Consider the following 26,023-nt stretch of genomic DNA (forward strand, 5'->3'; position numbering starts at 1 on the left):
CGCCCCCCCCCCCCCGCCCCCCCCCCCCACGCCACCCGAACGGAAGGAAGGAGGAACGAGGGGGACGCGCCGCACCGACACGGGGGGATCTGGCCTGCCTGACGAAAGGGAGAGCGCAGCTCATGGCCAACCACACCACCGGCACCCCGCACCACCTTCGACACCCGACCCGGGCAGGGTTGGCCGCCATTGCCGCCGCCCTGCTCGCCGCCACCTCGTTGACCGCTCTCGCGGTCACCGGCACCGCGACCCCGGCCTCGGCGGCCGGGCTGTCCCCCTTCGACATCCCCAACCGGGGCGCGACCGTGCCGTTCGTCGAGCAGGAGGCGGAGGAGACCGCCCACAACGGCACGAAGATCGGCCCGGACCGGCGCTACGGCACGCTGCCGTCCGAGGCGTCCGGCCGGGAGGCGGTCACCCTCGACGCCGTCGGCGAGTACGTCGAGTTCACCCTCACCGCCCCGGCCAACGCGGTCACCTTCCGGTACAGCCTGCCGGACAGCCCGTCCGGCACCGGCCGGGACGCCGCCATCGACCTGCGGGCCAACGGGTCGCTGCTGAAGTCGGTCCCGGTGACGTCGAGGTACGGCTGGTACTACGGCGGATACCCGTTCAACAACAACCCGGGCGACACCAACCCGCACCACTTCTACGACGAGACCCGGGCGATGTTCGGCAGCACCCAGCCGGCCGGCACGAAGATCCGTTTCCAGGTCTCCTCCACCGCGCAGTCGCCCACGTTCACCATCGACCTGGCCGACTTCGAGCTGGTCGCCCCGGCGATCACGAAGCCCTCCGGTGTCATCGACGTGGTCACCGACTTCGGCGCCGACCCGAGCGGCGCGACCGACTCGACCGCCAGGTTCCAGGCGGCGGTCGACGCCGGTAAGGCCCAGGGCCGGGCGGTCTGGATTCCCACCGGGACCTTCACCCTCTGGGACCACGTGGTGGTCGACGGGGTGACCCTGCGCGGCGCCGGACCCTGGTACTCGGTGCTCGGCGGCCGGCACCCCACCGAGCGGAACAGGTCCGTCGGCATCTACGGCAAGTACGTCCCCGGTGGTGGCTACACCGGCCCGGTCCGCGCACACGAGGCGAACGGGCCGAGCCGCAACGTCACCCTGCGGGACTTCGCCATCATCGGCGACATCCGGGAGCGGGTCGACGACGACCAGGTCAACGCGCTGGGCGGGGCGATGACGAACTCGGTGGTCGACAACCTGTGGTTGGAGAACACCAAGGTCGGGGCGTGGATGGACGGCCCGATGGACAACTTCACCATCCGCAACACCCGGATCCTGGACCAGACCGCGGACGGGGTGAACTTCCACACCGGCGTGACCAACTCGACGGTGACCAACACCTTCGTCCGCAACACCGGCGACGACGCGTTGGCGATGTGGGCGCAGAGCGTGCCGAACGTCAACAACTCCTTCACCCACAACACCATCGGCGTGACCCTGCTGGCGAACCACCTGGTCAGCTACGGCGGTCGGGACATCACCATCACCGACAACGTGACGGCCGACTCGCTGACCAACGGCGGCGGCATCCACGTCGCGAACCGCTACCCCGGTGTGCAGGGCGCCACCGGTGTCCAGGGCACCTGGACGATCGCCCGGAACACCCTGATCCGCAACGGCAACTCGGACTACAACTGGAACTTCGGTGTCGGCGCGATCTGGTTCTCCGCCCTCAACGAGGCGTTCCAGAACCCCACCATCAACATCACCGACACCGACATCCTGGACAGCTCGTACGCGGCGCTGCACTGGATCGAGGGCCAGACCAACGGGATCAACCTCGACAACGTGCGGATCGACGGCGCCGGCACGTACGCGCTCCAGGTGCAGGCGAACAGCCAGGTGTCGTTCACCAACGTGCGGGCCACCAACATCGCGCAGAGCAACCCGATCCACAACTGCGTCGGCGCCGGCTTCCAGATCACCCAGGGGTCGGGCAACTCCGGCTGGTACACCCCGACCCCGTACTGCGGCCCGTGGCCGAACCCGCAGTGGGGCGGAGGACCCACCTCGCCGCCGCCGACCACCCCGCCTCCCACCACCCCGCCCCCGACCACGCCGCCTCCCACCAGCGGGAACCTGGCACTGAACCGGTCGACGACCGCGACCAGCACCAACCAGAGCTACACGGCGGGCAATGCGGTGGACGGCAACGCGGCCAGCTACTGGGAGAGCGCCAACAACGCGTTCCCGCAGTCGATCACCGTCGACCTCGGCGCGGTCCGATCGGTCGACCGGGTGGTGCTCAAGCTGCCCGCCGGCTGGGGAAGCCGTACCCAGACGTTGTCGGTGCTCGGCTCCACCGACGGCTCGTCGTACGCCACCCTCGCCGGGTCCGCCGGCCGGGTCTTCGACCCCGGCACGGGCAACGCCGTGTCGATCGGGTTGCCCTCCGGTGACCGCCGCTACATCCGGGTCACCGTCACCGGCAACACCGGCTGGCCGGCAGCGCAACTCTCCGAGGTCGAGGTGTACGGCGGCACGACCACCACGCCACCGCCGACCACGCCACCGCCGACCACCCCGCCACCCACGACCCCGCCGCCCAGCGGCAACCTGGCGGCCGGGCGATCGGTCACCGAGACCAGCCACTCCGACGTGTACGTCGCCGCCAACACGGTGGACAGCAACCCGAACACCTACTGGGAGAGCGCCAACAACGCCTTCCCGCAGTCGCTGACGGTGGACCTGGGCGCCGACCGATCGGTGTCCCGGGTCGTGCTGAAGCTCCCACCGTCGTCGGCCTGGCAGACGCGTACGCAGACGTTGGCGGTGCTCGGCTCCACCAACGGCTCGACGTTCACCACCCTGAAGGCGTCCGCCGGCTACACCTTCAACCCGGCCAGCGGCAACACGGCCACCGTGACCTTCACAGCGACCAACCAGCGGTACCTGCGGCTCACCGTCACCGGCAACAGCGGCTGGCCGGCCGGCCAGCTCAGCGAGTTCGAGGTCTATTCCAGCTAGGCCGGCGGCCCCGCCCGGACCGGGCGGGGCCACCGGTCCGGTCCGGCGCAACGCGGCGTCGGCCGCCCACCCCGTCCCCCAACCCGCACCGTCCCCCACCTGTCGCGGAACGACGGGCGTACCCCTGCACCCGTCGCCGGGCAACGCACCCCACACCCACCCCCGAAAGAGGTGTAGCGACCCATGTTCAGAGACGGCACCAGACGAGGCACGCCGCCGCCCGGCGCGCCCAATCCCGTCCCCCGCACGAGCCACCGACGGCTGCTCGCCAGCGTGCTCGCCGGGATGCTCCTCGCGACCGCCCCGGTCGTCATCCCCGCGGCGAGCGCGGCACCGGCGGTCGACCCGGCCGCCGCCGCCGCGCGGATGGCCATGCTCGCCGGGCTCTCCGCGACCATGACCGCCAGCAGCTACAACCAGAACTACGTGGCGGGCAACGCCAACGACGGCAACGCCTCGACCTACTGGGAGAGCGCCAACAACGCGTTCCCGCAGTGGATCCAGGCGGACCTCGGCGCCACGGTCAACGTGGACCGGGTGGTGCTCAAGCTGCCACCGTCGTCGGACTGGCAGACCCGTACCCAGACACTGTCGGTGCTCGGCTCGACCAACGGCTCGTCCTTCACCACCCTGAAGGCGTCCGCCGGCTACACCTTCAACCCGAGCAGCGGCAACACCGCGACGGTCAGCTTCACCGCCGCCAGCACCCGCTACGTGCGGGTGCAGGTCACCGGCAACACCGGCTGGCCGGCCGCGCAGTTCTCCGAGGTCGAGGTGTACGGCGGCACCGGCAGCACCGACACGCAGGCCCCGAGCGTTCCCGGCAACCTGGCGTACACCCAGCCGGCCAGCGGGCAGATCCGGCTCACCTGGTCGGCATCCACCGACAACGTCGGGGTGACCGGCTACGACGTCTACGCCAACGGCGCGCTGCGCGGCAGCGTCAACGGCTCGACGCTCGTGTACACCGACAGCCAGGCGGACAGCGCCACCGTCTCGTACCACGTCCGGGCCAAGGACGCGGCCGGCAACCAGTCGGCGAACAGCAACACCGTGACCCGGACCGGCACCGGCAACCCGACCGGTTCCAACCTGGCGATCGGCAAGCCGATCACCGCCTCCGGGTACGTGCACACGTTCGTGGCCACCAACGCCAACGACAACAACGTGGCCACCTACTGGGAGGGCAACGGCAACCCGAGCACGCTGACCGTGCAGCTCGGCGCGAACGCCAGCCTCAGCCAGATCGTGCTCAAGCTGAACCCGGACTCGGCCTGGGGCGCGCGTACGCAGAACATCGCAGTGCTCGGCCGGGACCAGGGCTCGTCGAGCTTCACCACCCTGGTCGGCGCGGCGAACTACGGCTTCAACCCGGGCAGCGGCAACACGGTGACCATCCCGGTCAGCGGCGCGGCGGCCGACGTGCGGCTCTCGATCGCCTCGAACACCGGCGCTCCGGCCGGGCAGGTGGCCGAGTTCCAGGTCTTCGGCACCCCGGCGCCGAACCCGGACCTGACCGTGACCGGCATGTCGATCAGCCCGTCCGCACCCGTGGAGACCAGCACCATCACCCTCTCCGCGACCGTACGCAACGCCGGCTCGGCGGCCTCCGGCGCGACGAACGTCAACTTCTACCTGGGCTCCACCAGGGTCGGCACCGCGTCGGTCGGCGGCCTCGCGGCCGGCGCCTCGACCACGGTCAGCGCCAGCATCGGCACCCGCGACTCCGGCAGCTACCCGCTCAGCGCGAAGGTCGACGAGTCGAACACCGTCGTCGAGCAGGACGACACCAACAACAGCTACTCCAACCCCAGCCCGCTGGTGGTCAGCCCGGTCGCCACGTCAGACCTGGTCGCCTCTTCGGTGGCCTGGTCGCCGGGCAACCCGTCGGCCGGCAACACGGTCACCTTCTCGGTGTCGGTGCGCAACGCCGGCAGTGTGGCGTCCGCGTCCGGGGCGCACGGCATCACGCTCACCGTCCTCAACGAGTCCGGCACCGTGGTCCGTACGCTGACCGGCTCGTACTCCGGCGTGATCAACGCCGGCGCCACGGTCGGCCCGATCAACCTGGGCACGTGGACCGCCGCGAACGGCAAGTACACCGTCCGGGTGGTGCTCGCCGCCGACGCCAACGAGCTACCGGTCAAGCAGGCCAACAACACCAGCGACCGCCCGCTCTTCGTCGGTCGCGGCGCCAACATGCCGTACGACATGTACGAGGCCGAGGACGGCGCGGTCGGCGGCGGCGCCAGCGTCGTCGGGCCGAACCGGGAGATCGGCGACCTGGCCGGTGAGGCGTCCGGTCGGCGGGCGGTGACCCTCAACTCGACCGGCAGCTACGTCGAGTTCACCACCCGGGCCAGCACCAACACGCTGGTCACCCGCTTCTCCATCCCGGACGCACCGGGCGGCGGCGGCATCAACTCGACGCTGAACGTCTACGTCGACGGCACGTTCCACAAGGCCATCGACCTGACGTCCCGGTACGCCTGGCTCTACGGCAACGAGGCCAGCCCGGGCAACTCACCGAGCGCGGGCGGACCCCGGCACATCTACGACGAAGCCAACGTCATGCTCAACTCCACCGTCCCGGCCGGCAGCAAGATCCGCCTCCAGAAGGACCCGGCCAACACCACCACGTACGCGATCGACTTCATCAACACCGAGCAGGTGTCGCCGATCGCCAACCCGGACCCGTCCCGCTACACCACGCCGACCGGCTTCACCCACCAGGACGTGCAGAACGCCCTGGACCGGGTGCGGATGGACACCACCGGCAACCTGGTGGGGGTCTATCTGCCCGCCGGCAACTACTCCACCTCGTCGAAGTTCCAGGTGTACGGCAAGGCGGTCCAGGTGACCGGCGCCGGTCCCTGGTACACCCGGTTCAATGCCCCGTCGGGCCAGGACAACACCGACATCGGCTTCCGGGCTGAGGCGTCGGCGGCGAACTCGTCGTTCAAGAACTTCGCGTACTTCGGTAACTACACCTCGCGGATCGACGGCCCGGGCAAGGTGTTCGACTTCTCCAACGTGTCGAACATCGTGATCGACAACATCTGGAACGAGCACATGGTGTGCCTCTACTGGGGCGCGAACACCGACTACATGACGATCAAGAACTCCCGGATCCGGAACATGTTCGCCGACGGCATCAACATGACCAACGGGAGCACCAACAACCTGGTCAGCAACAACGACGCCCGGGCCACCGGCGACGACAGCTTCGCGCTGTTCTCGGCGATCGACGCGGGCGGCGCCGACATGAAGGACAACATCTACGAGAACCTGACCTCGACCCTCACCTGGCGGGCCGCAGGCGTGGCCGTCTACGGCGGCTACGGCAACACGTTCCGCAACATCTACATCGCGGACACCCTGGTCTACTCGGGCATCACCATCAGCTCGCTGGACTTCGGCTACCCGATGAACGGCTTCGGTGCCAACCCGCCGACCCGGTTCGAGAACATCTCGATCGTGCGGGCCGGTGGGCACTTCTGGGGTGGGCAGACCTTCCCGGCGATCTGGGTCTTCTCGGCCTCGAAGGTGTTCCAGGGCATCCGGGTCAGCGACGTCGACATCGTCGATCCGACCTACAGCGGCATCATGTTCCAGACCAACTACGTCGGTGGGCAACCGCAGAACCCGATCACCGACACGGTCTTCACGAACGTCTCGATCAGCGGGGCGCGCAAGAGCGGTGACGCCTACGACGCGAAGTCCGGCTTCGCCATCTGGGCCAACCCCATGCCGGAGGCCGGGCAGGGGCCGGCCGTCGGGTCGGTCACCTTCAACAACCTGCGGTTGAGCAACAACGCGGTGGACATCCAGAACCCCACCTCGACCTTCACCATCAACCGCAACTGAGCTGGCTCGCACCGGGCGCCGCCGGGAGGTTCACCCCTCCCGGCGGCGTCGCGCCGTGCCGGCCCTCGCCCGCGGCGAACCGGGCCGCACCGGCCGCCGCGTCGGTGGCCAGCGAGTCCATCCCGTACGCCAACTCGGTCGCCAGCGCCTCCGTCTCAGGCCGCCCGGCCGAGGTCAGCATCGCCGCCCGATCGTTGCGCAGGCAGGTCTGCGGGTGCCGGGCGATCGTCGCCGCCAACTCCTCGGCCGCCGTCCGTGCCCGGCCGGGTGGCACCACCCGATTGACCAACCCCATCGTGTACGCCTCGTCGGCCGGCACCGGGCGGCCGGTGAGGATCAGGTCCATCGCCCGGCTCTCGCCGATCAACCGGGGCAGCCGGACGGTGCCACCGTCGATCAGCGGCACTCCCCACCGGCGGCAGAACACGCCGAGCGTCGCGTCGGACTCGGCGACCCGCAGGTCGCACCAGAGCGCCAACTCGAGCCCGCCCGCCACCGCGTACCCGGCGATCGCCGCGATCACCGGTTTGCTGAGCGCCATCCGGGTCGGACCCATCGGCCCGTCCCCCTCCGGCTCCACCCGGTTGCCACTCGGGGTGCCGATCGCCTTCAGGTCGGCCCCGGCGCAGAACGTGCCGCCGGCACCCCAGAGCACGGCCACCGACGCGTCCGGGTCGGCCTCGAAGGCACGGAAGGCGTCGGCCAGCGCCCGGGCGGTCGGCCCGTCGACGGCGTTCCGAGCCGCCGCCCGATCCAGCACGACCGTCGTCACCGGCCCGGAACGCTCCACCCGCACACTCATCGACTCAGCATGCCCGCGCCGCCCGGCCCCCACAATCCTGGTCGATCTTGCATGACCGGTCGTTCAGGTGGGTGTCGGGCCCTGCAACTGCGAGATCGCGCTGAGTGACAGTTTTGTCGCCCGCGACCGGTTTGCGACACCCTTCGCCGGGAAGTCGGTACGGGTGCGAGCACTTTTGACGAAGGTTGAGCAGGCATCCAGGCTGGACCGGACCGGTGACCGGTTGCAGCGAATCGTCCTCAGCACGCTGCGTCCGCGGCGGCTGCGGGACCTGCTGCACGGGGTCACCATCGGGCACCCACTGCACCCGGCGATGGTGCAGGTGCCGGTCGGCGCGTGGATCAGCGCCGCCGTCCTGGACCTGATGCCCGGGCAACGGCGGCCCGCGACGATGCTGGTGGGCCTGGGCACCGTCAGCGCGGTGCCGGCGGCGGTCGCCGGGCTGAACGACTGGGCGGCACTCGCCCGGGACCAGCGCCGCGTCGGCTTGGTGCACGCCGCCGCCAACACCGTCGGCGTGACGCTCTACGCCGGCTCGTTGGCCGCGCGACTGTCCGGCCGGCACGGCGTCGGTCGAGCCCTCGGCTTTCTCGGGCTCTCCACCGTCAGCCTCGGGGCGTACATCGGGGGTCATCTCGCGTACAAGCAGGGGGCGCAGGTCAACCAGAGCATCTCCGAGCTGCGCCGGATGACCGACGGCTGGCACTCGCTCGTCGACATGGCGACGCTGCCGCAGCGCACCCTGATCACCCGAGAGGTGGACGACGACATCTCCGTGATCCTCTACCGGCACGGTGACGAGGTGACCGTGATGTTGGAGCGCTGCCCGCACCAGAGCGGGCCTCTCGGCGAGGGCGAGGTGCAGGAGATCGACGGCCACGCCTGCGTGGTCTGCCCGTGGCACGGCAGCGCGTTCCGGCTCAACGGCGGCGAGGTCATGCAGGGGCCGTCCGGCAACGACCAGCAGATCCTGCCCACCCGGATCCAAAATGGCGTGCTCCAGACCCGCCTGCCCTGACGGCGGTCTCCGGCCTGACGCTCCGCGCCTTGGCGGTGGTGCTGCTCTGCCCCGGCCGGCTCGCCGGTCCGGATCATTCCCGGCCCGGCCTGGATCAGCTGCGCCGATGGCGGCCGACCGGCGGCCCGTCCGGTACGGAATCCAGGCCGTGCCCTCCACTGAACAGCCCACCCTCGGCACCATCACCAGCCCAGCCGTCGTCACCGCCCCAACCCGGTGCGCCAGAGGGCCCCGCCGTGCCGCCGTGGGGTGCCGCGCCACCGGAGAGAGCCATCCCTCCGCCGGGAAACGCCGTGCTACCGGGGGGAGCCATCCCGCTGCCGGCGGGTGGTCTGCCGCTGTCGCTCGGGGCGGTGCCGTTGTCGCTCGTCGCCATCCGACCGGTGGGTGGTGCCGGAGCTTCGATGGCTGCGGCTGCCCGGCTGGCAGCCCAGGCCGCACCGCTTCCAGCCGCTCCACCGGTGGTCCGCCGGTTCGCGCCGGTGCTCCGCGCCGCGCTGCTGGTGGTCCGGCCCAGGCTGCCGGTGCTGCCTCGGGGCTTGCGGGAGGACGCGGCCAACCGGGGAGCCGCCCCGGCCGTGGCCGGGCGTCGACGCAAACCCAGGACCGCGCCGATCTGGGCACCGACAATGCTCGCCACGGCCAGGACGGCGGAGACCGCCAGCGGCCGGTTCACCCGGTCGGCCGCACCGGCCCGGGCTGCGCCGACCGTCATCGCGGGTGGTTGGCCCGCTGACCCCGTACCGCTGGGTGGTGCCGGGTCCACCCGCTCCGGGGCGGCCCGCTCGGGTGCCGGCCGGGGCGCGGGCGGTTTCGGCGCCGCGGGCCGGCCGACCAGGCGGCCACCTGCATGCTGCCGGGCCCCCTGGTCGGCGGCCTCCGTCGGGAGTCGGAGCAGTTGGCCGGGGCGGATCCGATCCGGGTCGTCGAGCTTGTTCAGCTTGGCGATCTGTCGGTAGTCACCGAACTCGTCCAGATAACGCTCGGCCACCTCACCGAGGTAGTCGCCCCGCGCCACCCGGTACACCGGCGCGGCCTCGCCGCTCGTCGACGGGCCGCCGGGTGCGGCCAACTCCGTCCCGGCCAACCCGAGTGGCCCGCCGCGGGCCAGCGGGGCTGCCGTGTCGGGTGTCGCGCCAGAGCGGGCCGGCGCGGCCAGGGTGGCCACCGTCGGTGCGCCCGGACCCGGGTACGCCGGAGGGCCGTAGATCGCCGCGGCGCTGGCGGCGGCCGGGCTGGCGATCAGGATCAGCGCGACCGAGCCGACCAGCGCGGCGGCGGCCTTCTGCTGGCGTCCCATTCCGGGCAACTTCGGTGCCGGCCGGCGCAGGGTCTGTGCGCCCAACTCGACGAGGACGGAGAAGGCGAACGTGGCCCAGCCGAACCAGCCGGCCACGGCCAGTGCGCGTAGGAAGAGCTGACCGTCGTCCCGGCTGGTCAGGGCGGTGCCCACCTCGCTGAGGGTGGGAAGGTGGTCGGGCAGGGGATTACCTGCGAAGGCCAGCAACGCGATCGGCGCGCCGACCAGCAGTACGAGGAGCACGGCCAGCGCGCCGATGCCGGTGAGGATCCGTCCGGTCCGTCGTACGACGGACCCACCCGATGCGGACATGGCTGCCTTCCTTCCTACGGTGCTGTGGTGATGGCACTCGCGGTCGCCTCACCGGTGACGGTGACGGTCTTGTCGTGGACGAAAGGCCCGAGCATCGAGCGGTGGTAGGTGATGGTGACGGTCACCCGGATCTGGGTTTCCCCCCCGACCTCGGGGAAGCTCACGCTGTGACCGGCGGTGTCGACGGCGTCCAGGTAGTTGGCGACCGCCACGGCCGCCTCCTGCTGGTCGATCCGCTTCGGTCCGCCCTCGATGGCGGTGGCCCGGTCGATGGCCTGACCGCCGGCCCGAGCCGCCTCGGCGGCCAGGTTCTGGGCGCGCTGCAGGGTGCGGAGCTGCCCGGCGACGTCGAAGGAGAGGCCGATGATGGCCAGCACTCCGATCATCGTCACCGCGAGGAAGATGCTCACCCGGCCGTGTTCACCCGAGTGCGAGTGGTCGGGTGCCGGCGTGGTGGCGGTCATTGCCGGCTCCGGTAGCGGTCCAGGGGCGAGGTGAAGTTCGCGGTGATCTGCTTCCCGCCGGGCATCCCGGGCAGGATGCCGAGCGAGATGTCGTCGAACGACACCAGGCAGACGATCTGCACCGACACCGTGGCGTCCTCGCCGACCGTGCTGCCGAAGGCGCTGTCGAAGCTGGTCGCCGTGCCGGCCACCGAACCGGTGAACGTGGGGTTCAGGTCGTTCGCGCAGGCCAGGCCGTGCCAGTCGAGCTGCTGCTCGGCGGCCTCCCGTGCCGCGGTCTTCGCGGTTTCCGCGTCCCGCGAGATCGAGGCGGCACGGGCTGCGTCGTGAACGGCGGCCTCGACCGCCTCCGCGGCGAGCGCGGTACGCCCGACCACGCCGGCCAACACCATCAGCGCGATGAACGCGGGCGCGAGCACCGCCACCTCGATGGAGACCGAGCCGCGCTCGGCGGTGCGGTTCACGGCGGCGTCACCCTCTCCACCGTCCCGTGGGCGGTCTGCTGAATCGCGAAGTCCACCCCCGGTACCACCGACAGGGACCGGCCGCTCACCGTGCAGGTCACCTCGACGTCGTCGATGATCACGCAGTTCGGGCCGGGTGCGTTCCAGCCCACCAGCCAGCCGCCGGCGGCCTCCAGGAACTGGGTGGCGCTGGCCACCCCGGCGCCATCCGCCGCCTGGTAGGACCGCTGGGCGTTGACGCCGCCCTGCGCGGCGTTCAACGCGGTCGAGCGGGCGAGGAAGACGGCCGCGATCTGGATCGAGGCGAAGAGCAGCACCAGGATCAGCGGCATCATCACGGCCAGCTCCACCGGGTTGGCACCCCGATCCCGGTCGCCGGCCGCGAGGTGGCGCCGGGCGGCGTCGACCGCCCGGTGCCACCTTGCGAACACGGCTCGGCGCATCCCGGTTACTCCGGCTCCGTGTAGTCCGGGATGTTGTCCATCCAGTCCTCCGCCTTGGTCAGGGCCAGCGCGGTGACGGCCATGGCGACCACGACCAGGCCGGCGATGATCACCGCTGTGGGCACCGGGCTGTCGCCGCGCTCGCCGTCGCGGCGCAGCTCGGCCAGGCGCGTCGTCAACACGACGTGCAGGTAGCTGAAGATGGGCATGGCGTTCTCCTCCAGGTGGACAGGGTCACAGACGGGCGACGAACGGATAGAGGACGAAGCCGAGCAGCACGAAGACGAGCAGCGCGCCCGGGATGTCGAGCTTGCTGGTCACCGCCTCGGCGCGAGCGAGGTTGTCGGTGCGGATCTGGTCGCGTAGGGAGTCGGCCCGGCTGCGCAGGGTCTCGTGCACCTGCGCGCCCTCACTGCCGGAGGAGCGCATGATCGCGCCGACGTCGCCCAGCTCCGGGATGCCGATCTTGTCGGCGAGGTCGCGTAGCTCGTCCCAGGGCGCGTGCATCTGCATCTGGGCCATCCGCAGCGACTCCTGGAGCCGGTCGAACACCCAGCCGTCGCAGACCGCCGCAGCCCGTTCCAGCGACTGCACCGGGCCGTGCGCCGCCGAGAGTTGCAACGCCACCAGATCCAGGTAGATGCAGACGGCCTGGCGGAACTCGTCGCGGGCGGCGTCGGCCTTGGTCAGCACGGCACGATGTGCCAGCAGAGCGCCCAGCAGCGCCAGGCCGAGGCTGCCGAGCACCGGTACGACGAACGGAAACGAGACGCCGAGCAGCAACAGCATCACCCCGAGCAGGGTGGGCGTGGCCAGCCCGATCAGGGCTGAGAGCAGCACCGACAGCGCGTACTGCTCGGAGGTCTGACCGATCAGGGCGAGCTGCCGGTGGGGTGGCCGCAGCCAGCGGGAGAACCCGCTCAACCAGTCCAGCCGGCGGGAGGCGGGCGTGGCGATCTGGCCGGTGCCCGGCGGCTGGTGCAGCCGGCGCAGCGCCGGCCCGAGCGCCGGAGTCGCCGGTACCAGCTCCCGGATCACCAGGAACACGCCCAACCCGACGCCGGCACCGCCACAGACCGCCGTGACCAACTGCCAGTTGACCATCATGCGATCACCTCGCTCGGATCGGGCGCCGGGAGGAACCGGGCCGGCCGCTGCGGCTGGCTCATCGACCGCACCCAGGCCAGCAGGCCGATGAAGGCGGCACCGAGGACGGCCATCACCACCTGACCGACAGGCGTGCCGTACGGCCTGATGTACTCGGTGTTGATCAGCCCGTACGCGAGGGTCGCCAGGGTCATTCCGGTGAGGAAGCGGACCGCGAACCGGGGCTGGGTGCGCTTGGCCTCGATCTCCCGGCGGGTGGCCACCTCCGCCGACGCCGCGCCGGCGATCGAACCAAGCACGTCACCCAGCCGCTCACCCCGGTCCGAGAGGTGCAGGATCAACGCCGCGACCACCTGGTCGCAGACCGGGTCGGCGATCTCGTCGGCGAACGCCAACAGCGCGGAGCGGGCCATCCAGCCGGCCTGTAGACGGGCGGCGAGCAGCCGCACCTCGTCCTCGATGCCGGGCGGCACACTGCCGATCGTGCCGATGATCGACTGTTGGAGGCCCTGCCCGGTGCCGGACACGTCCTTGAGTCGGCGGGTCCACTCGCCGACCGCCTCGATCCGGGCGATCGCCCGCTGTTCGGCCTTGCCCACACCGAACAGCCACGGGGTGCCGGGCACCGCGACCGCCACCAGGAGACCCACCACCGGCAGCCCGGTCAGCAGGAACGCCAACGCGCCCGCGACCAGCGCGGCGACCAGCAGCGCCTGGTAGGACCGCTGCTCGGCCGGCGTGCTGCCGGGTCCGCGCCACAGCCGACCGAAGCCGGACCCGCCGCCTGGGGGCGCGCCGGGAGGTCGACGGGTGCCGACCAACGCCACCACGGCCAGCAGCAGCCCCGCCACGCAGGCGGCCCCGGAGACCACGGCGATCAGTTCCAGGCTGCCCATCACCACGTCACCGCCGGGCCAGTCGGGTGTGCCGGGGTCGGCGCCAGGCGCCCGTACCGGCCTCGATCCACCGGGTGAGCAGCCGCACGTCGTACCCCACCCGCAGCAACTGGTCACGGACCCGCTCCGGCAGGTGCCGGGGGACCGCACGACCGTCCGGGCCTGGCCCGAAGACCGTGGTGGTGGTGATCCGACCGGCCTCGCCGGCCCCGATCACCTCCTCCACGTGGGACACGAACCGTTGTTTACGTCCGCCGATCGCGGTCTCGTCCTCGACGGTGACGTAGACGATCAGGTCGAGGGCGTTGCCGGCCATCCGGCGGGCCTGGTCGACGGTCATCTCCCGGCCGTGCGCCAGCGCCAGCTCGACGATCCGCTCACCCACTCCGGCAGCCGTGCGGGCGTGGATGGTGCACATCGAGCCCCGGCTGGTGGTCATCGCCTGGAGCATCGGCACGATCTCCCGGGACCGCACCTCCCCCACGATGATGCGCAGCACACCCATCCGCAGCGACAGCGGGATCAGGTCGGCGATGCTCACCTCGCCGGCCGGGCGGCCGTCGAAGCCGCGTTCGCCGTGCCCCTCCCGGGCCTCGAAGCTCATCACCGCCCGGTGCCGCTCCCGGCGGCGGGCCGGTAGCAGTTCGCGGCTCTCCTCCAGCAGCACGTACGGCTCGTCCTGCGGGATCTCGTTCATCAGCGCTCGGATGATCGTGGTCTTACCGGCGCCGGCCAACCCGGCGACCATGATGTTCAGGCCGGCGCGCATCGCCGCGCGGAGGAAGTCGCGCAGCAGCGGGTCGATCATCTCGTCCAGGTCGCCCCGGGCACCCGACACGTCGTCCAGGCTCACGTCCAGGGTGTTGTGCTTACGGATCACCGCGTACGGGCGGTGGCTGACCAGGAACACCGCGGCCAGCCGGCTGCCGTCGGGCAGTTGCAGGTCGAGGGTGGGCTTCACGGTGGACAGGGACCGCTCGGTCGCACCCGCCCGACGGGCCGCCGCCTGGAGGATCTCCACCAGCTCGGCGTCACTGTCGGCGATCGGCTCGGCCCAGTCCACCCCGCCGCCGTGCCGGGTGATGCGTACCTGGTCGCAGCCGAGGATGTGCACTTCCTCGATGGTGTCGTCGACCAACAGGGTCTGCAGCCGGCCGAGCCCGACCAGTTCGGCGGTCACCTGGTCGAGCAACAGGCGTTCCTCACCAGCGGCCATCGGCCTGCCGGACCGGCGTACGGAGTCCGCGTACGCGGCGACCACCGTGACGGCTAGTCGGGCCCGCTCGGTGTCCTCCTCGTCGACGGTGAACTCCCGGCCACGCTGCCACAGGGTGAGCCGCTCGGTGAGTTCCCGACGCAGCTCCCGGACCACCTGGAAGTCCATCCGGGGTCGGGGCGTCGGTTCCGGTGGCGTCGTGGCCGGGGGCGGCGGCTGCGGCACCGGCCCGTGCTGCTGCCGGCCGTTCGGGGTGGCCAGGGGCGGCGCGGTGGAGGTGACGCCCGGTGGCTGTTGACGCGGGTCGGCGGAGACCGGCTCAAACCGCATCCGGCACCCCCTGCTGCACGGGCCACGCCAACCGGGCCCGCCGCCGTTCCAGCAGCGCACCGATCGGCACCTCCAGCGCGGCCGCCGCGCGCATCAGCGGCCGTCCGGCCCGCACGGTTCCGCCCAGAGCCAGCACCCCCGCGGTACGCGGATCGTGCGGCAGCCGTGCGATCACCGGCAGTTTCAGGGCTCGGCTGATCTCGGCTCGTCCGTGCCCACCGCCGACCAGCAGCAGCCGCAGGGTGCCCGGCGGCACCCGGTGCTCGGCGAAGTCCCGTTCGATCGTGCTGACCACCGCGCGGGTGCCGGAGAGGTCCGGCAGGTGCGCCCGGGTCACCAGCAGCACCACCGAGGCGGCTCGCAGCAACGGCCACGGCGGTCCGGTGACGTGCAACCGGCCACAGTCGACCAGGACGTCGTACCCGGGAGTGCCACGGTCCAGGGCGTCGAAGTAGTCGGCGAAGCGTTGCCAGAGGGGGGTGACACTGCCTCCCTGGGCCGGGTCGACGAGCCCGGGCAGCAGCAGTCGTTCCCGACGGGGGGCGTCCAGGTCGACCAGCTGAGACCAGAAGGCGGTTTCCAGATTGCCGTCGCGTAGCTCCCCGACGGCCAGTTCGCCGAGGCCGCGCGGGCCGTCCAGCTGGCCGCCGAGGTAGCCGGCGAGGATCGAGCCGCCGGCGGGGTCGCACTCGGCGAGTACCAGCCGTCGGTGCCAGGCCAGCGCGCAGGCCAGCGCCGAGGTCGTGACGCCGGGCGAGCCCTTCGCGGACACCAACGCGATGATCGCCATGCTCAGGCCGTCTCGGTCAGCACGACGGCGAGCCGGTTCTGTGCGGCGAGCGCCACCACCGCCGGTACGTCGCGGGTTTGCAGCGCCAGGTACAGGACCTTGTCGTCGTTCGCCGGGCTGACCATGTCGATCACGGTGGCCGAGAACCTCGTGCCGGCGGCGGCCGCGTCTCCGGTGGTGTTGCTGCGGTCCGGGGTGCTCACCAGCAGGACCTTGTCGCCGGGGTGCAGTGCGCGGGCCGGCACCTGGGCGGTCTTCAGGCCGAGCGCGATCTGCTGTTGGCCGGGGCCGAGCAACGGGTCGTCGGTGACCTGCCCCAGGGTGAGCAGGGTGCCCGGGACCAGCGCCACGGCGGCGCGTTTGCCGACCACCTCGTCGAGCCGGCCAGCCGGCACCGGTCGCAGCCCCTGACCGCCGGCGACCTGCACGCTGACCAGGTCGGCGGCGCTGATCTCGCGACCCACCTCCACCGGCCGGGCCACCGCCAGGTAGCTACCGGTGGCCCGGACCGAGGTCACCGCGAAGGCCGCGCCGAGCCCACCCAGGGCGATCAGGAGTACGGCGAGACCGAGCAGCCCGGGGCGGACCCGCCGCTGCCGGACCACCGTCGGCGGGTTGACCGGCGCGTCGACCGAGGCGGTCCCGTTGCGCGTCGCGAGGCTCACTGGGTCATCTCCGTTCGCGGGGATGGCATCATCGGCGCACTCACCGGGTCACCACCTGGAGTTCGTTGATCTGGATCTGCACGTTGCCGCTGCGGCGGGTCACCAGGATCTCGCCGGTCTGGCCACCGCCGCGCCAGGTCACCGTCCAGTGCGTGGTGGCGCTGACCGTGTACTCGCCGGCCTTCTGGTAGCCGTCGGGGTCGCCGCAGTCCGGGGACGGGCGGCCGGCGAGGTCCTCGTTCTTCGCGTCGTACGGAGTGCCGGCCGAATCGCAGGTGATCTGCTCGTCGTTGCCCATGTCCCAGACGATCCGGCTGACCACCGCGGTGATCCCGACGGTCACGTCCCGGTCGGTCGCACTCGCGGTCAGCGGGCCGAAGTAGTCCTCGCCCGGGTTGGCCCACAGCCACACCGGCAGGCCGACCAGGCCGGGGCCGATGCCCTTGCGGGGCGCGACCTTCAGTGGTGCCGGCAGCAGCTTGATCGATGCCAGGGCGCGACGGGCCAACTCCTCCGGATTGGGTGGTGCGCCGAACCCGGCCGGGGGCTCGTCCAGCAAAACGGTGGTCTGGTTGCCCACGTCCTCGCCGCCGTTGCAGGTCTGCACGTACCACTGCTGACCCTCGGGTGCCTCGGGCTGCGGCGTGGCCAACTTGTAGTAGCAGCCGTCGCCGCTGTTGAACCAACCCTTGAACTCGTCGTAGCAGGGGATGGTCCGCCCGTCCCACCGGCAGACGCCGCCACCACCACCGCCACCACCGCCGTCGTCTCCACCGTCGTCACCGCCGCCGCCCGGGTCACCCGGGTTGCCGGGTTCGTCGTCCCAGACGTTGCAGTCCGGCTGGTCCGGGGGGCAGTTGGCACCCGGGTCGGCACGTCCAGCGGCGGCGGCCGGCAGGCTGGTGCCGGCCACCAGCAGGATGGCGAGGCCGATCCCGGCGAGGGCCCGCCAGGGTGCGCCGGCGCGGCGCGAGCGTTCTCCCCACGTCAGCACGGCTGGTCCCGGTGCGTCGTACCGGAGTTGATCAGCCAGCGCCCGTCGGGGTACCGGGTCGCGGTGGCGGTGGAGAAGTGCCTGCCGCCCCCGCTGCCCGGAACCACGCGCTTGTCCTTGGCGTAGACCAGCCGGTAGCCGGTCGTGTCCAGGCAGTCCTGGATCTCCACAGTGGCCGGCTTCGCGTCCAGGCTGACCGCGATCACGGTCGGGTCCGACTTCACCGTCCCGGTACGCATAGCGCCGTGCTCCTTAGCGTCGCGAATGGACAATTGCACCCGAGTGAGAAGTGGATCAGCGAGATACCGGGCGAGTTCCGGCGCGCGTGGATCACTGCGCCCGCTCGCCGTACGCGAGGCCGCGAGATAACCGGAGTACGCGTCAAGTGCCGCCTTTTCGGCGGCCTGCCGTTCGATCTCGGGATCGGTCCGTCGTTCCTCTTCACGGGCTGCCGCCGGTCGTTCGACCGACTCCTGTCCGCTGGCGCAGGCGGTGAGCGGCGCTGCCGCCATGACCGCCAGCAGGCAGATCGCCGCTCGTCTGAGCTGCCGTCCGCGCACCGTCGAGCCTCCTCGTGGTCGCCCGGAACGGTGAGGGGTCACCGCCGTCGGGCATGCGGAAGCGCGCCCGGATCAGCACATCCGGAGCCGTTCATTGCGCTTCTGCATTCACCGTTACGGATCTTCTACAAATGCAAGGTCCTGTGTCTGCCGTTGCCGAGGTGAGTCTTGCGTCACACCCAAGGGGCGAGCATAGGCTGACGCTCGCCGATGCAACAGAGGCAATTCAAGTGAACACTCTGAGTGATGACAGGTGGTGGTGGCGGGTGTCCGCACTGCGACCCGGGCATTGGCCGGGCGAGAGGTCGTCGGGGATCGGGCGTCACCGGGGCGGGTGGGCTCGCCGCTGCCCCGATGCTGGTCCCGGGAGTAGGACATCACGGCCCCATCCCGGCATCCCACCGGCGTCGTCGGTCAGTCGAGGGGCCGCCTGGTCTGGCGAGTCGCCCGGCCGGAGTCCGGTCGAAGGCGCCCTCCGGCGGCTGGACGGGAAGGTCGCTTTCTGCGCCATCCGCCACACCCCAGCGATCGTTCAGTCACGATCCGTGTTCACCTTGGTGGGCGAGCGCCGGGGCGCAACGGAGGCGACATGGCGCTGACCGGCCCTCCGGCGGCCGTCCCGGGTCGGGAGAACCCACCCGATCGGAGCCCGGCAACCCCACCGACCGGCGGCACGACGGAATCCGTCCGCCCGGCAGCGGGCCGTGGCCGCCTGGCGAAGCGCGTTTCGGCGGTGGCGCACACCCGGCTGTCGACGGTGCTCGCGATCCTGGCGATCGGCCCGCTGATGCGGATGGCCGCGCTGCGCTACGCCGTACCCCCGGGCATGCCCAGCCGGACCGGCTGCGACGCCTGCACCGCGCCGGTCGGCCTGACCCGGCCCTGGCCGGCGCTCGGTCCGGCCGCCCGGTGCGGTCGCTGCCGGGCACCTGTCGGCCCGCCTCCCGGCGCGGTCGAGTTGGCCCTGCTCGCCGCAGTGGTGCTGCTGCTCGCTCTGGCCGACTCGGCGGGCGGGGCGCTGCCGGCGCTGGCCTGGTGGCTCGGCTGGACGATCCCGGCGGTCCTCGTCGACCTGGCCGTGCACCGGTTGCCGGACCGGCTCACCCTGCCGGCGGCTGCCGGGACCTGGCTCCTGCTCGGTGTCGCCGCGCTCGACGCCGAGCCGGGGCACTGGCTGCGGGCGGTCATCGCCGGCGTCGCACTGGCGCTCTTCTTCGCCAGCACCACGTTGCTGCTCGGGCGTCGTGGCTTCGGGCTGGGCGACGCCAAGCTGGCGCTCAGTGTGGGAGCCCTGCTCGGCTGGTACGGCTGGCCGGTGCTGCTGGTCGGGCTGCTGCTCGCCTTCGGGCTGTCCGCCCTGCTGAGCCTGGGCCTGCTGGCCGCGCGTCGGGCCCACTGGAACACGCACCTGCCCTTCGGCCCGTTCCTCCTGCTCGGCACGGCAGGCGCACTCCTGCTGTCACTCTGACCGCCCGGCCGGCCCTGGGCGGGGGCGCGTGATCAGGGGTGGGGGCGGCCGGCCAGCTTGGGGATCGGGCTCTGGGCGCGGCGGCGGAGCAGTTCGGTGGTGGGCCGGGCCAGCAGCGGGGTTGCCACCACGGCGACCAGGGCACCGAACAGCACGCCCGCGATGACGTCGTGCGGGTAGTGCACCCCCACGAAGACGCGGGAGAAGGCGCCGAGCGCGGCCAGGGGCAGCGCGACCAGGCCGAGTCGGCGGGAGAGCAGCAGCGTGGTGACCGCCAGCGCGCCGGCAATGGTGGCGTGGTTGCTGGGGAACGACCAGTCACCCGGTGGTGGGCAGGTGCCGGCGATGATCGCCCGGCCGACCGTCCGGCAGGGGCGATCCTCGTCCACCACGGTCTTGAACCATTCGCTGCCCACGTACGCCAGGAGGGCTGGCGCCGGCGCGATCAGGGCGAGCGCCCGGTCGCGCGGCCCGCCGGAGCGGCGGCTCAGCGCGGCAATCAGCAGCAACGCGCCGAGCAGCAGGATCACTCCCTCGGTGGCGTGCCCGACGAACCACTGCACCGGCTCTGGGCTGGCGGCGGCGGCGTCGACGACGTCGCTGTACCACTCTTTACTGATCTCCGGAACGTCCATGCTGCCGTTGTCGGCCATGCCTCACCTCTCTTCATGTTCATACCTCGTTCATCTTGGAGACACCCTAGGAACACGGCAGATGGCGGCGCCGCTGTCGAAGGTCGGGCTGCTGTCACGACCTTCGTCCAGGGTTCGTACAGCCGGCTCTGCTTGGCTGGTCAGGGTCGTCGGCATCCACAGGAGGCTTCGTGCACACCAGTTCGGCCACCGACCAACCGCCACCCGCCGCCGGTACGGGGGACGACGAGACGTGGCGGATCCGGCGTACGGCGGCGGACCTGGACCGGCTTGGCGAGACCGAGTCGATCTTCGCGTTGGGTAACGGGTGGGTCGGGTGGCGTGGGGTCCTCGACGAGGGCGTGCCGTGCAGGATGCCGGGCAGCTACGTCAACGGCCTGCACGAGCGGCGCGAGCTGAGCTACCCCGAGGAGGGGTACGCGTTTCCGCAGGCCAGCGACACCGTCATCAGCGCGCCGAACGCCGCGCTGATCCGGCTCTGGGTCGACGACGAGCCGTTGGACATCCGGACCGGGACACTGCGCAGCCACGAACGGCTGCTCGACCTGCGTACCGGTGTGCTGCTTCGGGACACCGAGTGGATCTCCCCTGCCGGGAAGGGGGTGCGGATCCGCAGCACCAGGCTGGTGTCCCTGCCGCGCCGCCCGGTGGCCGCCGTCCGGTACGAGGTCGAGGCGCTGGACACCCCCGTCGAGTTGCGGGTCTGTCTCCGCCGAGGCGGACGCGGCCCGCGCGGACGGCTTCGACGCTCTCCTCGCTGATCAGCGGGCCGCCCTGGACGCGGCCTGGCAGGTCGCCGACTGAGCCTCTGGCCGGCGCTGGTCGCTGCGGCGCTGGCTCAGGTCGGCGCGGGACCGCCGGCCATCCGTTCGCGGACGGCCTCCAGCGCCTCGAAGGCGTACGCCCAGTTGTGGCACTTGAAGCTGCGCAGCCCGTCGATCGCGGTGTGACAGTCGGAGCAGCGCACGCCGGCGATGGCATCGGGGATCTCGGTGTTGACGTACTTACGCTCGCCGAGGATGACCGTGGCGATCATGGCCTTGTCGTGCAGGCCGGAGAGCGCCGACGAGACGATGTCGTACCAGGTGACCCGCCGGCCGCACTTCGGGCAGTCCGGTTCGTCGCCGCTGACCCAGAGCGGTGCGCCGATGCTGCGCGCCGGCATGCCGAGCAGCTTCTCCAACCGCCGGACGTCCGACTCCGGGGTGGTCCAGCGGTGTCGGCCGGGCAGTGACGCGGGCGAGTCGTACACGGCGCGGAACAGGTCGTGGTCGACCTGCACGGTTTCGCGCTGAGCGGTCATCGGCTTACCTCCTCGTTGAGTCGGTGCCCCCACCGTGGTCAGCGACGACCATGGGCGCTGCCGGATCAACGACACGAGGGGTCAGCGGGTCGTCGCCCAGACGTTCCGTCTCCGTCGGCCGGCTTCGGGTGGTACGACGGACGTAGGGCGGGTGCGCCTCCGGGGGGAGCACCGATGGCGAGCAGACCTGAACGGCTGCTGCGGGGAAGGGACTCGCCGCTGAGCGCCTCGTTCCTGGAACTCTTCTTCGATCTGGCGTTCGTGCTGGCCCTCAGCCAGCTGGCCGAGCACCTGCTCCACGACCTCACCGTGGTCGGCGCGCTGCGCACCGCGGTGTTGCTGGCCGGGGTCTGGTGGATCTGGGTGACCACCACCTGGTTCGCCGACTGGTACGACCCGGAGAGCTCTGCGGTGCGATGGCTGCTGGTCGGTGCCGCGCTGGGCAGCCTGCTGGCCGGGGTGGCGATCCCGCAGGCGTTGGATGGGCGGGGTCTGCTCTTCGCCGGCGCGTACGTCTCGGTGCACATCGCCCGGGGCATGGTCACCGGGTTCGCGCTGCGCGGTCACCCGAGGCAGAGCCGGGCGCTGCGGATCCTCTGTTGGTTCAGCGTCTCCGCCGTACCGTGGCTGGTCGGCGGGTTTCTGCCGGAGTGGCGGGTGCCGCTCTGGCTTCTCGCCCTCGCCATCGACCTCACCGGCCCCCGACTCGGTTGGCCCACGCCGCTGATGGGCCGGATCGGGCAGCAGGAACTGCACCTCGCCGGTGAGCATTTCGCTGAGCGGTACCAACAAATCATGATCATCGCGCTCGGTGAACTGGTCCTGGTCGCCGGCCTCTCGTACGCCGACACCGACCTCCACCTCCCGCAGACCGCCGCGTTCCTGCTGGTCTTCGCCATCGCCGTGCTGATCGGTCTGCTCTACGTCACGCCCGCCGGGCAACGCCTCGGCCCGGCCATCGAGCACGCCGACCCGTCCCGGCTCGGGGTCATCACCGGGTACCTGCACCTGGTGATGATCGCCGGGCTGGTGGTCACCGCCGTCGGTGCCGAGCTGAGCATCGTCCACCCCTCGCGGACCGGTGACCTGACCGCGGTCGTCGTCATCCTGAGCGGCCCGATGCTGTTCCTCGGCGGGCGGATCCTCTTCTCGGCGGCGATCCACCGGCGACTCTCCTGGCCCCGGGTCACTGCCCTGCTCGTGCTGGCCGGTTCAGCGGCCGTCCTGCGGCTGCCGCTGTTGGCGGTCAGTGCGGTCGCCGCCGGCGTGCTGCTCGCGGTGGTCGTCCTGGACCACGCCGGCATCCGCTCCTACCGGCACCGATCTGGCGCGTAGTCGATAAGCCTGACTAAAGTCAGGCATATGGACTCGGCCCTCATCGCCGCCGTGCGGCGGTTCAACCGGACGGTCACCCAGCGGGTGGGTGCGCTCGACGACGAATACATGGCCCAGGGACGCCCTCTCGGGCAGGCGCGTCTGCTCTGGGAGATCGGCCCCGCCGGTGCCGAAGTCGCCACGCTGCGGGCCCGGCTCGGCCTGGACTCCGGACACCTCAGCCGGCTCCTGCGGATCCTGGAGAACGACGGCCTGATCACCGTGGGGCCGGCCGACCGGGCCGCCGGCGACGGCCGGGTACGCGTCGCCACCCTCACCGACGCCGGCCGGACCCAGTGGGCAGACCTCGACCAGCGGTCGGACGATCTCGCCGCCTCGATCCTCGAACCGCTCACCGAACGCCGCCGCGAACGACTCGTCACCGCCATGGCCGAGGTCGAACGGCTGCTCATCGGATCGATGGTCGTCATCGAGCCGTGCCCGCCCAGCGACCCACGGGCGCGCGCATGTCTGCGGTCGTACGCCCGGGACATCGCACGACGATTCGACGGCGGGTTCGACCCCGCACTGAGCCAACCGGTCCATGACGAGGCGCTCGTCCCGCCCAACGGGGTGCTCCTGCTCGCCACCCTCAACAGCGAACCGATCGGCTGCGGCGCGGTCAAACTTCACCCCGACGCATCCGCCGAGATCAAGCGCGTCTGGGTGGCGGACACCGTACGTGGGCTCGGCGTCGGGCGGCGGCTGCTGGGTGAGCTGGAACGGTACGCCGCCGAGCGGGGGGCGCAGGCCGTGCGGCTGGACACCAACCGCAACCTCACCGAGGCGATCGCCCTGTACCGGTCGGCGGGCTACCGGGAGATCGAGGCGTACAACTCAGAGCGCTACGCCCACCACTGGTTCGAGAAGCGGATCGGGCAGTGACGGCGTGCTCCACAAACGGAACGCCGGAGCCTTGTCGCATCGGCTGATCCGGCCGCTGGCGCCTCTCGGTGACTGACCGAAACGCGCCAGCGGCCAGGCCGTGTCACCCCTTCACCGCGCCCGCGGTGAGCCCTTCGGTCAGGAAGCGCTGCCCGAGGGCGTACATGACGACCACCGGGATGCTGACGAGCAGCGACGCCGCGGCGAGTTGTCCCTGGGGCACGACGTCTCCGGCGATCATCGACTGCATCCCGACGGGGAGCGTCTTGTACTCGTCCTTCGTGATGAACACGAAGGCGAACAGGAACTCGTTCCAGGCGTTGGTCAGGGTGAAGAGCGCGACCGCCAGCAGCCCTGGCTTGGCGAGGGGCAGCACCACCTGGCCGAACGCCTGGATTCGGGTGCAGCCGTCGACGAGCGCGGCCTCCTCCAGCTCGATGGGGATCGACGAGAAGTAGCCGACGAGCAGCCAGGTGGCGAACGGCAGCGTGAAGGTCGGATACGTCACCACCAGGGACCACAACGAGTCGGTGAGCCGCGCGCCGATGAGCATCTGGTACAGCGGGATGAACAGCAGCGCGCCCGGCATCACGTAGGTGAGCAGCACCGTGACGGTGAAACCCTGCGCCCCACGGAACCGCAGCCGGGCCAGCGCGTAGCCCGCCAGGGCGGCGCAGACCAGCGCCACCGCGGTGGACGCCGCGGACACCAGCAGGGTGTTGAGATACCAGCGGCCGAACGGCTGGTTGTCGAACAGGGCACCGAACTGTTCCAGGGTCCACGGCGTCGGCCACAGGTCGTCGGTGCGCATGACGACCTGGCCCTCGGACTTGAAGGCGGTGACGGCGATCCAGTACAACGGGCCCAGCACGAAGAAGAGCAACCCGGCCAGCGCGACACCGGACCCCAGGCCCGACACCACGGACGACGCCCGGCGACCGCCCCGGGACTGCAGGGTCGACACGACCCGGCCGACCGCCGCCGCGATCAGCAGGATCACCCCGAGGACCACCGCCGCCTTCCAGAAGATCTCTGGCGATGCCCAGAAGAGCAGACCGGTGACCACTGCGGCGACGACCCACGGCAGCGCCTTCCGCGCCGTCCCGGCCCACCGCCGCGCCCCGATCCGCCACGCTGCCTGGCGTCGCCGGGGCAGCCTGATGTTGGTGTCCTGACGCAACAACCGGACCAGGACGAACACCAGCCCACCGATGATCGGCAGCATGACGAGAGTGACCGCCGCGCCAGCTCCGTACTGCAACTGCAAGATCGCCTTGGAGTAGGCGATGAGCACGTACGGCGCGGTCACGTCGCCCGGGCCGCCCTGCGTCAGCAGCCAGACGAGGTCGAAGTTGTTGAAGGTCCAGATCGACGACAGGGTCACCGTCACGGTGATCACGTGGCGCAGCCCGGGCAGCGTGACGTGGGTGAACCGCTGCAACGACGAGGCGCCGTCGATTGTCGCCGCCTCGTAGAGGTCCGCCGGGATGGCCTTCAACCCCGCGAGGAAACACACGGTGAAGAACGGCACCCCCTTCCAGACGTTGACGAGGATCACCGACGGCATGGCCAGTGACGGGTCGGACAGCCAGCCCGCAGGCCAGCTGTCGACCAGGTGTGCGCTGGCCAGCAGCGGCCCGATTCCGGTGGCGGTGAGCAGGGTGTTGACGCTGCCGAAGATCGGGTCGAGCAGCGCGCGCCAGCTGAATGCCGTCACCACCGTCGGCACCACCCACGGCACGAGCAGCAGCCCGGTCAGCACGGCCCGCCCGCGACGCCGCTGGTGCAGCAGCAGGGCCGCGGACAAACCCAACACAACCTTGAAGACCTCGGCGTACGCGGTGAAGACGAACGAGTTCACCACGCCCGTGTGGAACTGTTCGTCCCCGACGAGCGCGAGGTAGTTGTCCAGGCCGACGAACACGGTGTCCTGCCCGTGCCGTTCGGTGGTGCTGGTGAGGATCGACCTGGCGATCGGCACGAGGACGAGTCCGCCGACCAGCAGGGCCATCGGCGCCAGGAACAGTGTCGCCAGTCGCCAGTCACGCCCCAGCCGCCGCTGCGTCTTGGTGAGAGAGCCGGGTCCCGACGGCGGGGATCTCCTCGCCGTCGGGACCCGCGC

The 26,023-nt window shown here is 71.2% G+C and carries 23 protein-coding genes; 7 read left to right on the forward strand and 16 right to left on the reverse strand.

Features of this window, described 5'->3' with window-relative positions; all coding sequences use genetic code 11:
* Positions 1–122: 122 nt before the first annotated feature.
* Complete coding sequence (locus ABGB10_RS31950; RefSeq protein WP_347664698.1) at positions 123–2,990, forward strand: discoidin domain-containing protein; 2,868 nt, start codon at positions 123–125, stop codon at positions 2,988–2,990.
* A 183-nt stretch (positions 2,991–3,173) separates the two neighbouring features.
* Entirely contained in the window at positions 3,174–6,857 is a 3,684-nt protein-coding gene (locus ABGB10_RS31955; protein WP_347664699.1) for a discoidin domain-containing protein, read from the forward strand.
* On the opposite strand, the gene ABGB10_RS31960 is transcribed toward ABGB10_RS31955, so the two are convergent.
* Complete coding sequence (locus tag ABGB10_RS31960) at positions 6,844–7,659, reverse strand: crotonase/enoyl-CoA hydratase family protein (RefSeq protein ID WP_347664700.1); 816 nt, start codon at positions 7,657–7,659, stop codon at positions 6,844–6,846. The two genes, ABGB10_RS31955 and ABGB10_RS31960, sit on opposite strands and share 14 nt — an antisense overlap.
* Positions 7,660–7,822: 163 nt before the next feature.
* Here ABGB10_RS31960 and ABGB10_RS31965 point away from each other — a divergent pair, with 163 nt between their 5' ends.
* Positions 7,823–8,677, forward strand: a complete 855-nt coding sequence (locus tag ABGB10_RS31965) for a DUF2231 domain-containing protein (RefSeq protein ID WP_347664701.1) — start codon at positions 7,823–7,825, stop codon at positions 8,675–8,677.
* Positions 8,678–8,771: 94 nt separating this feature from the next.
* On the opposite strand, the gene ABGB10_RS31970 is transcribed toward ABGB10_RS31965, so the two are convergent.
* From ABGB10_RS31970 to ABGB10_RS32025, 12 genes are read right to left on the reverse strand one after another with little or no spacing between them, the layout of a single operon-like run.
* Positions 8,772–10,289: a LysM domain-containing protein gene (locus ABGB10_RS31970; RefSeq protein ID WP_347664702.1), complete on the reverse strand. Its 1,518-nt coding sequence runs from the start codon at positions 10,287–10,289 to the stop codon at positions 8,772–8,774.
* A gap of 14 nt (positions 10,290–10,303) precedes the next feature.
* The gene (locus tag ABGB10_RS31975; RefSeq protein WP_347664703.1) at positions 10,304–10,753 is read right to left on the reverse strand and encodes a pilus assembly protein TadG-related protein; all 450 of its coding nucleotides are present in this window, start codon (positions 10,751–10,753) and stop codon (positions 10,304–10,306) included.
* Complete coding sequence (locus ABGB10_RS31980) at positions 10,750–11,217, reverse strand: TadE/TadG family type IV pilus assembly protein (RefSeq protein ID WP_347664704.1); 468 nt, start codon at positions 11,215–11,217, stop codon at positions 10,750–10,752. Before ABGB10_RS31980 ends, ABGB10_RS31975 begins: the two co-directional genes overlap by 4 nt.
* Positions 11,214–11,660, reverse strand: coding sequence for a TadE family protein (locus ABGB10_RS31985; RefSeq protein ID WP_347664705.1), 447 nt, complete (start codon positions 11,658–11,660; stop codon positions 11,214–11,216). Before ABGB10_RS31985 ends, ABGB10_RS31980 begins: the two co-directional genes overlap by 4 nt.
* 5 nt (positions 11,661–11,665) lie before the next feature.
* Positions 11,666–11,869, reverse strand: a complete 204-nt coding sequence (locus ABGB10_RS31990; RefSeq protein WP_347664706.1) for a hypothetical protein — start codon at positions 11,867–11,869, stop codon at positions 11,666–11,668.
* 25 nt (positions 11,870–11,894) lie between these two features.
* On the reverse strand, positions 11,895–12,764 hold the full coding sequence (locus ABGB10_RS31995) for a type II secretion system F family protein (protein WP_347664741.1): 870 nt from the start codon (positions 12,762–12,764) through the stop codon (positions 11,895–11,897).
* Positions 12,764–13,663 carry a type II secretion system F family protein gene (locus tag ABGB10_RS32000; protein ID WP_347664707.1) on the reverse strand — a complete coding sequence of 300 codons (900 nt, stop codon included), beginning with the start codon at positions 13,661–13,663 and terminating at the stop codon, positions 12,764–12,766. The genes ABGB10_RS31995 and ABGB10_RS32000 overlap by 1 nt, the downstream gene beginning before the upstream one ends.
* A 7-nt stretch (positions 13,664–13,670) precedes the next feature.
* Entirely contained in the window at positions 13,671–15,209 is a 1,539-nt protein-coding gene (locus tag ABGB10_RS32005; RefSeq protein WP_347664708.1) for a CpaF/VirB11 family protein, read from the reverse strand.
* Positions 15,199–15,999, reverse strand: coding sequence for a ParA family protein (locus ABGB10_RS32010; protein WP_347664709.1), 801 nt, complete (start codon positions 15,997–15,999; stop codon positions 15,199–15,201). Before ABGB10_RS32010 ends, ABGB10_RS32005 begins: the two co-directional genes overlap by 11 nt.
* A gap of 2 nt (positions 16,000–16,001) precedes the next feature.
* Positions 16,002–16,664 (reverse strand): SAF domain-containing protein, encoded by a 663-nt coding sequence (locus ABGB10_RS32015; protein WP_347664710.1) that lies wholly within the window; start codon positions 16,662–16,664, stop codon positions 16,002–16,004.
* 40 nt (positions 16,665–16,704) lie between these two features.
* Positions 16,705–17,658, reverse strand: coding sequence for a hypothetical protein (locus ABGB10_RS32020; protein ID WP_347664711.1), 954 nt, complete (start codon positions 17,656–17,658; stop codon positions 16,705–16,707).
* Positions 17,652–18,218, reverse strand: coding sequence for a hypothetical protein (locus ABGB10_RS32025; protein ID WP_347664712.1), 567 nt, complete (start codon positions 18,216–18,218; stop codon positions 17,652–17,654). The genes ABGB10_RS32020 and ABGB10_RS32025 overlap by 7 nt, the downstream gene beginning before the upstream one ends.
* 787 nt (positions 18,219–19,005) lie before the next feature.
* Here ABGB10_RS32025 and ABGB10_RS32030 point away from each other — a divergent pair.
* The gene (locus tag ABGB10_RS32030) at positions 19,006–19,686 is read left to right on the forward strand and encodes an A24 family peptidase (protein ID WP_347664742.1); all 681 of its coding nucleotides are present in this window, start codon (positions 19,006–19,008) and stop codon (positions 19,684–19,686) included.
* Between the two features lie 32 nt (positions 19,687–19,718).
* Here the strand turns inward: ABGB10_RS32030 and ABGB10_RS32035 are convergent, their stop codons facing one another.
* On the reverse strand, positions 19,719–20,339 hold the full coding sequence (locus tag ABGB10_RS32035) for a phosphatase PAP2 family protein (protein WP_347664713.1): 621 nt from the start codon (positions 20,337–20,339) through the stop codon (positions 19,719–19,721).
* Between the two features lie 170 nt (positions 20,340–20,509).
* Between ABGB10_RS32035 and ABGB10_RS32040 the strand changes: the two genes are divergently transcribed.
* Positions 20,510–21,100 carry a hypothetical protein gene (locus tag ABGB10_RS32040; RefSeq protein ID WP_347664714.1) on the forward strand — a complete coding sequence of 197 codons (591 nt, stop codon included), beginning with the start codon at positions 20,510–20,512 and terminating at the stop codon, positions 21,098–21,100.
* A gap of 77 nt (positions 21,101–21,177) precedes the next feature.
* Here the strand turns inward: ABGB10_RS32040 and ABGB10_RS32045 are convergent, their stop codons facing one another.
* Positions 21,178–21,642: a hypothetical protein gene (locus tag ABGB10_RS32045; RefSeq protein WP_347664715.1), complete on the reverse strand. Its 465-nt coding sequence runs from the start codon at positions 21,640–21,642 to the stop codon at positions 21,178–21,180.
* Between the two features lie 174 nt (positions 21,643–21,816).
* Between ABGB10_RS32045 and ABGB10_RS32050 the strand changes: the two genes are divergently transcribed.
* Together ABGB10_RS32050 and ABGB10_RS32055 are read left to right on the forward strand one after the other, a co-directional pair.
* Positions 21,817–22,977, forward strand: coding sequence for a low temperature requirement protein A (locus tag ABGB10_RS32050; protein ID WP_347664716.1), 1,161 nt, complete (start codon positions 21,817–21,819; stop codon positions 22,975–22,977).
* Between the two features lie 27 nt (positions 22,978–23,004).
* Positions 23,005–23,901 carry a helix-turn-helix domain-containing GNAT family N-acetyltransferase gene (locus ABGB10_RS32055; protein WP_347664717.1) on the forward strand — a complete coding sequence of 299 codons (897 nt, stop codon included), beginning with the start codon at positions 23,005–23,007 and terminating at the stop codon, positions 23,899–23,901.
* 103 nt (positions 23,902–24,004) lie between these two features.
* Here the strand turns inward: ABGB10_RS32055 and ABGB10_RS32060 are convergent, their stop codons facing one another.
* On the reverse strand, positions 24,005–25,912 hold the full coding sequence (locus ABGB10_RS32060; protein WP_347664718.1) for an ABC transporter permease subunit: 1,908 nt from the start codon (positions 25,910–25,912) through the stop codon (positions 24,005–24,007).
* Positions 25,913–26,023 lie beyond the last annotated feature (111 nt).

This window comes from Micromonospora sp. B9E7 (assembly GCF_039871815.1).
GTDB lineage: Bacteria > Actinomycetota > Actinomycetes > Mycobacteriales > Micromonosporaceae > Micromonospora.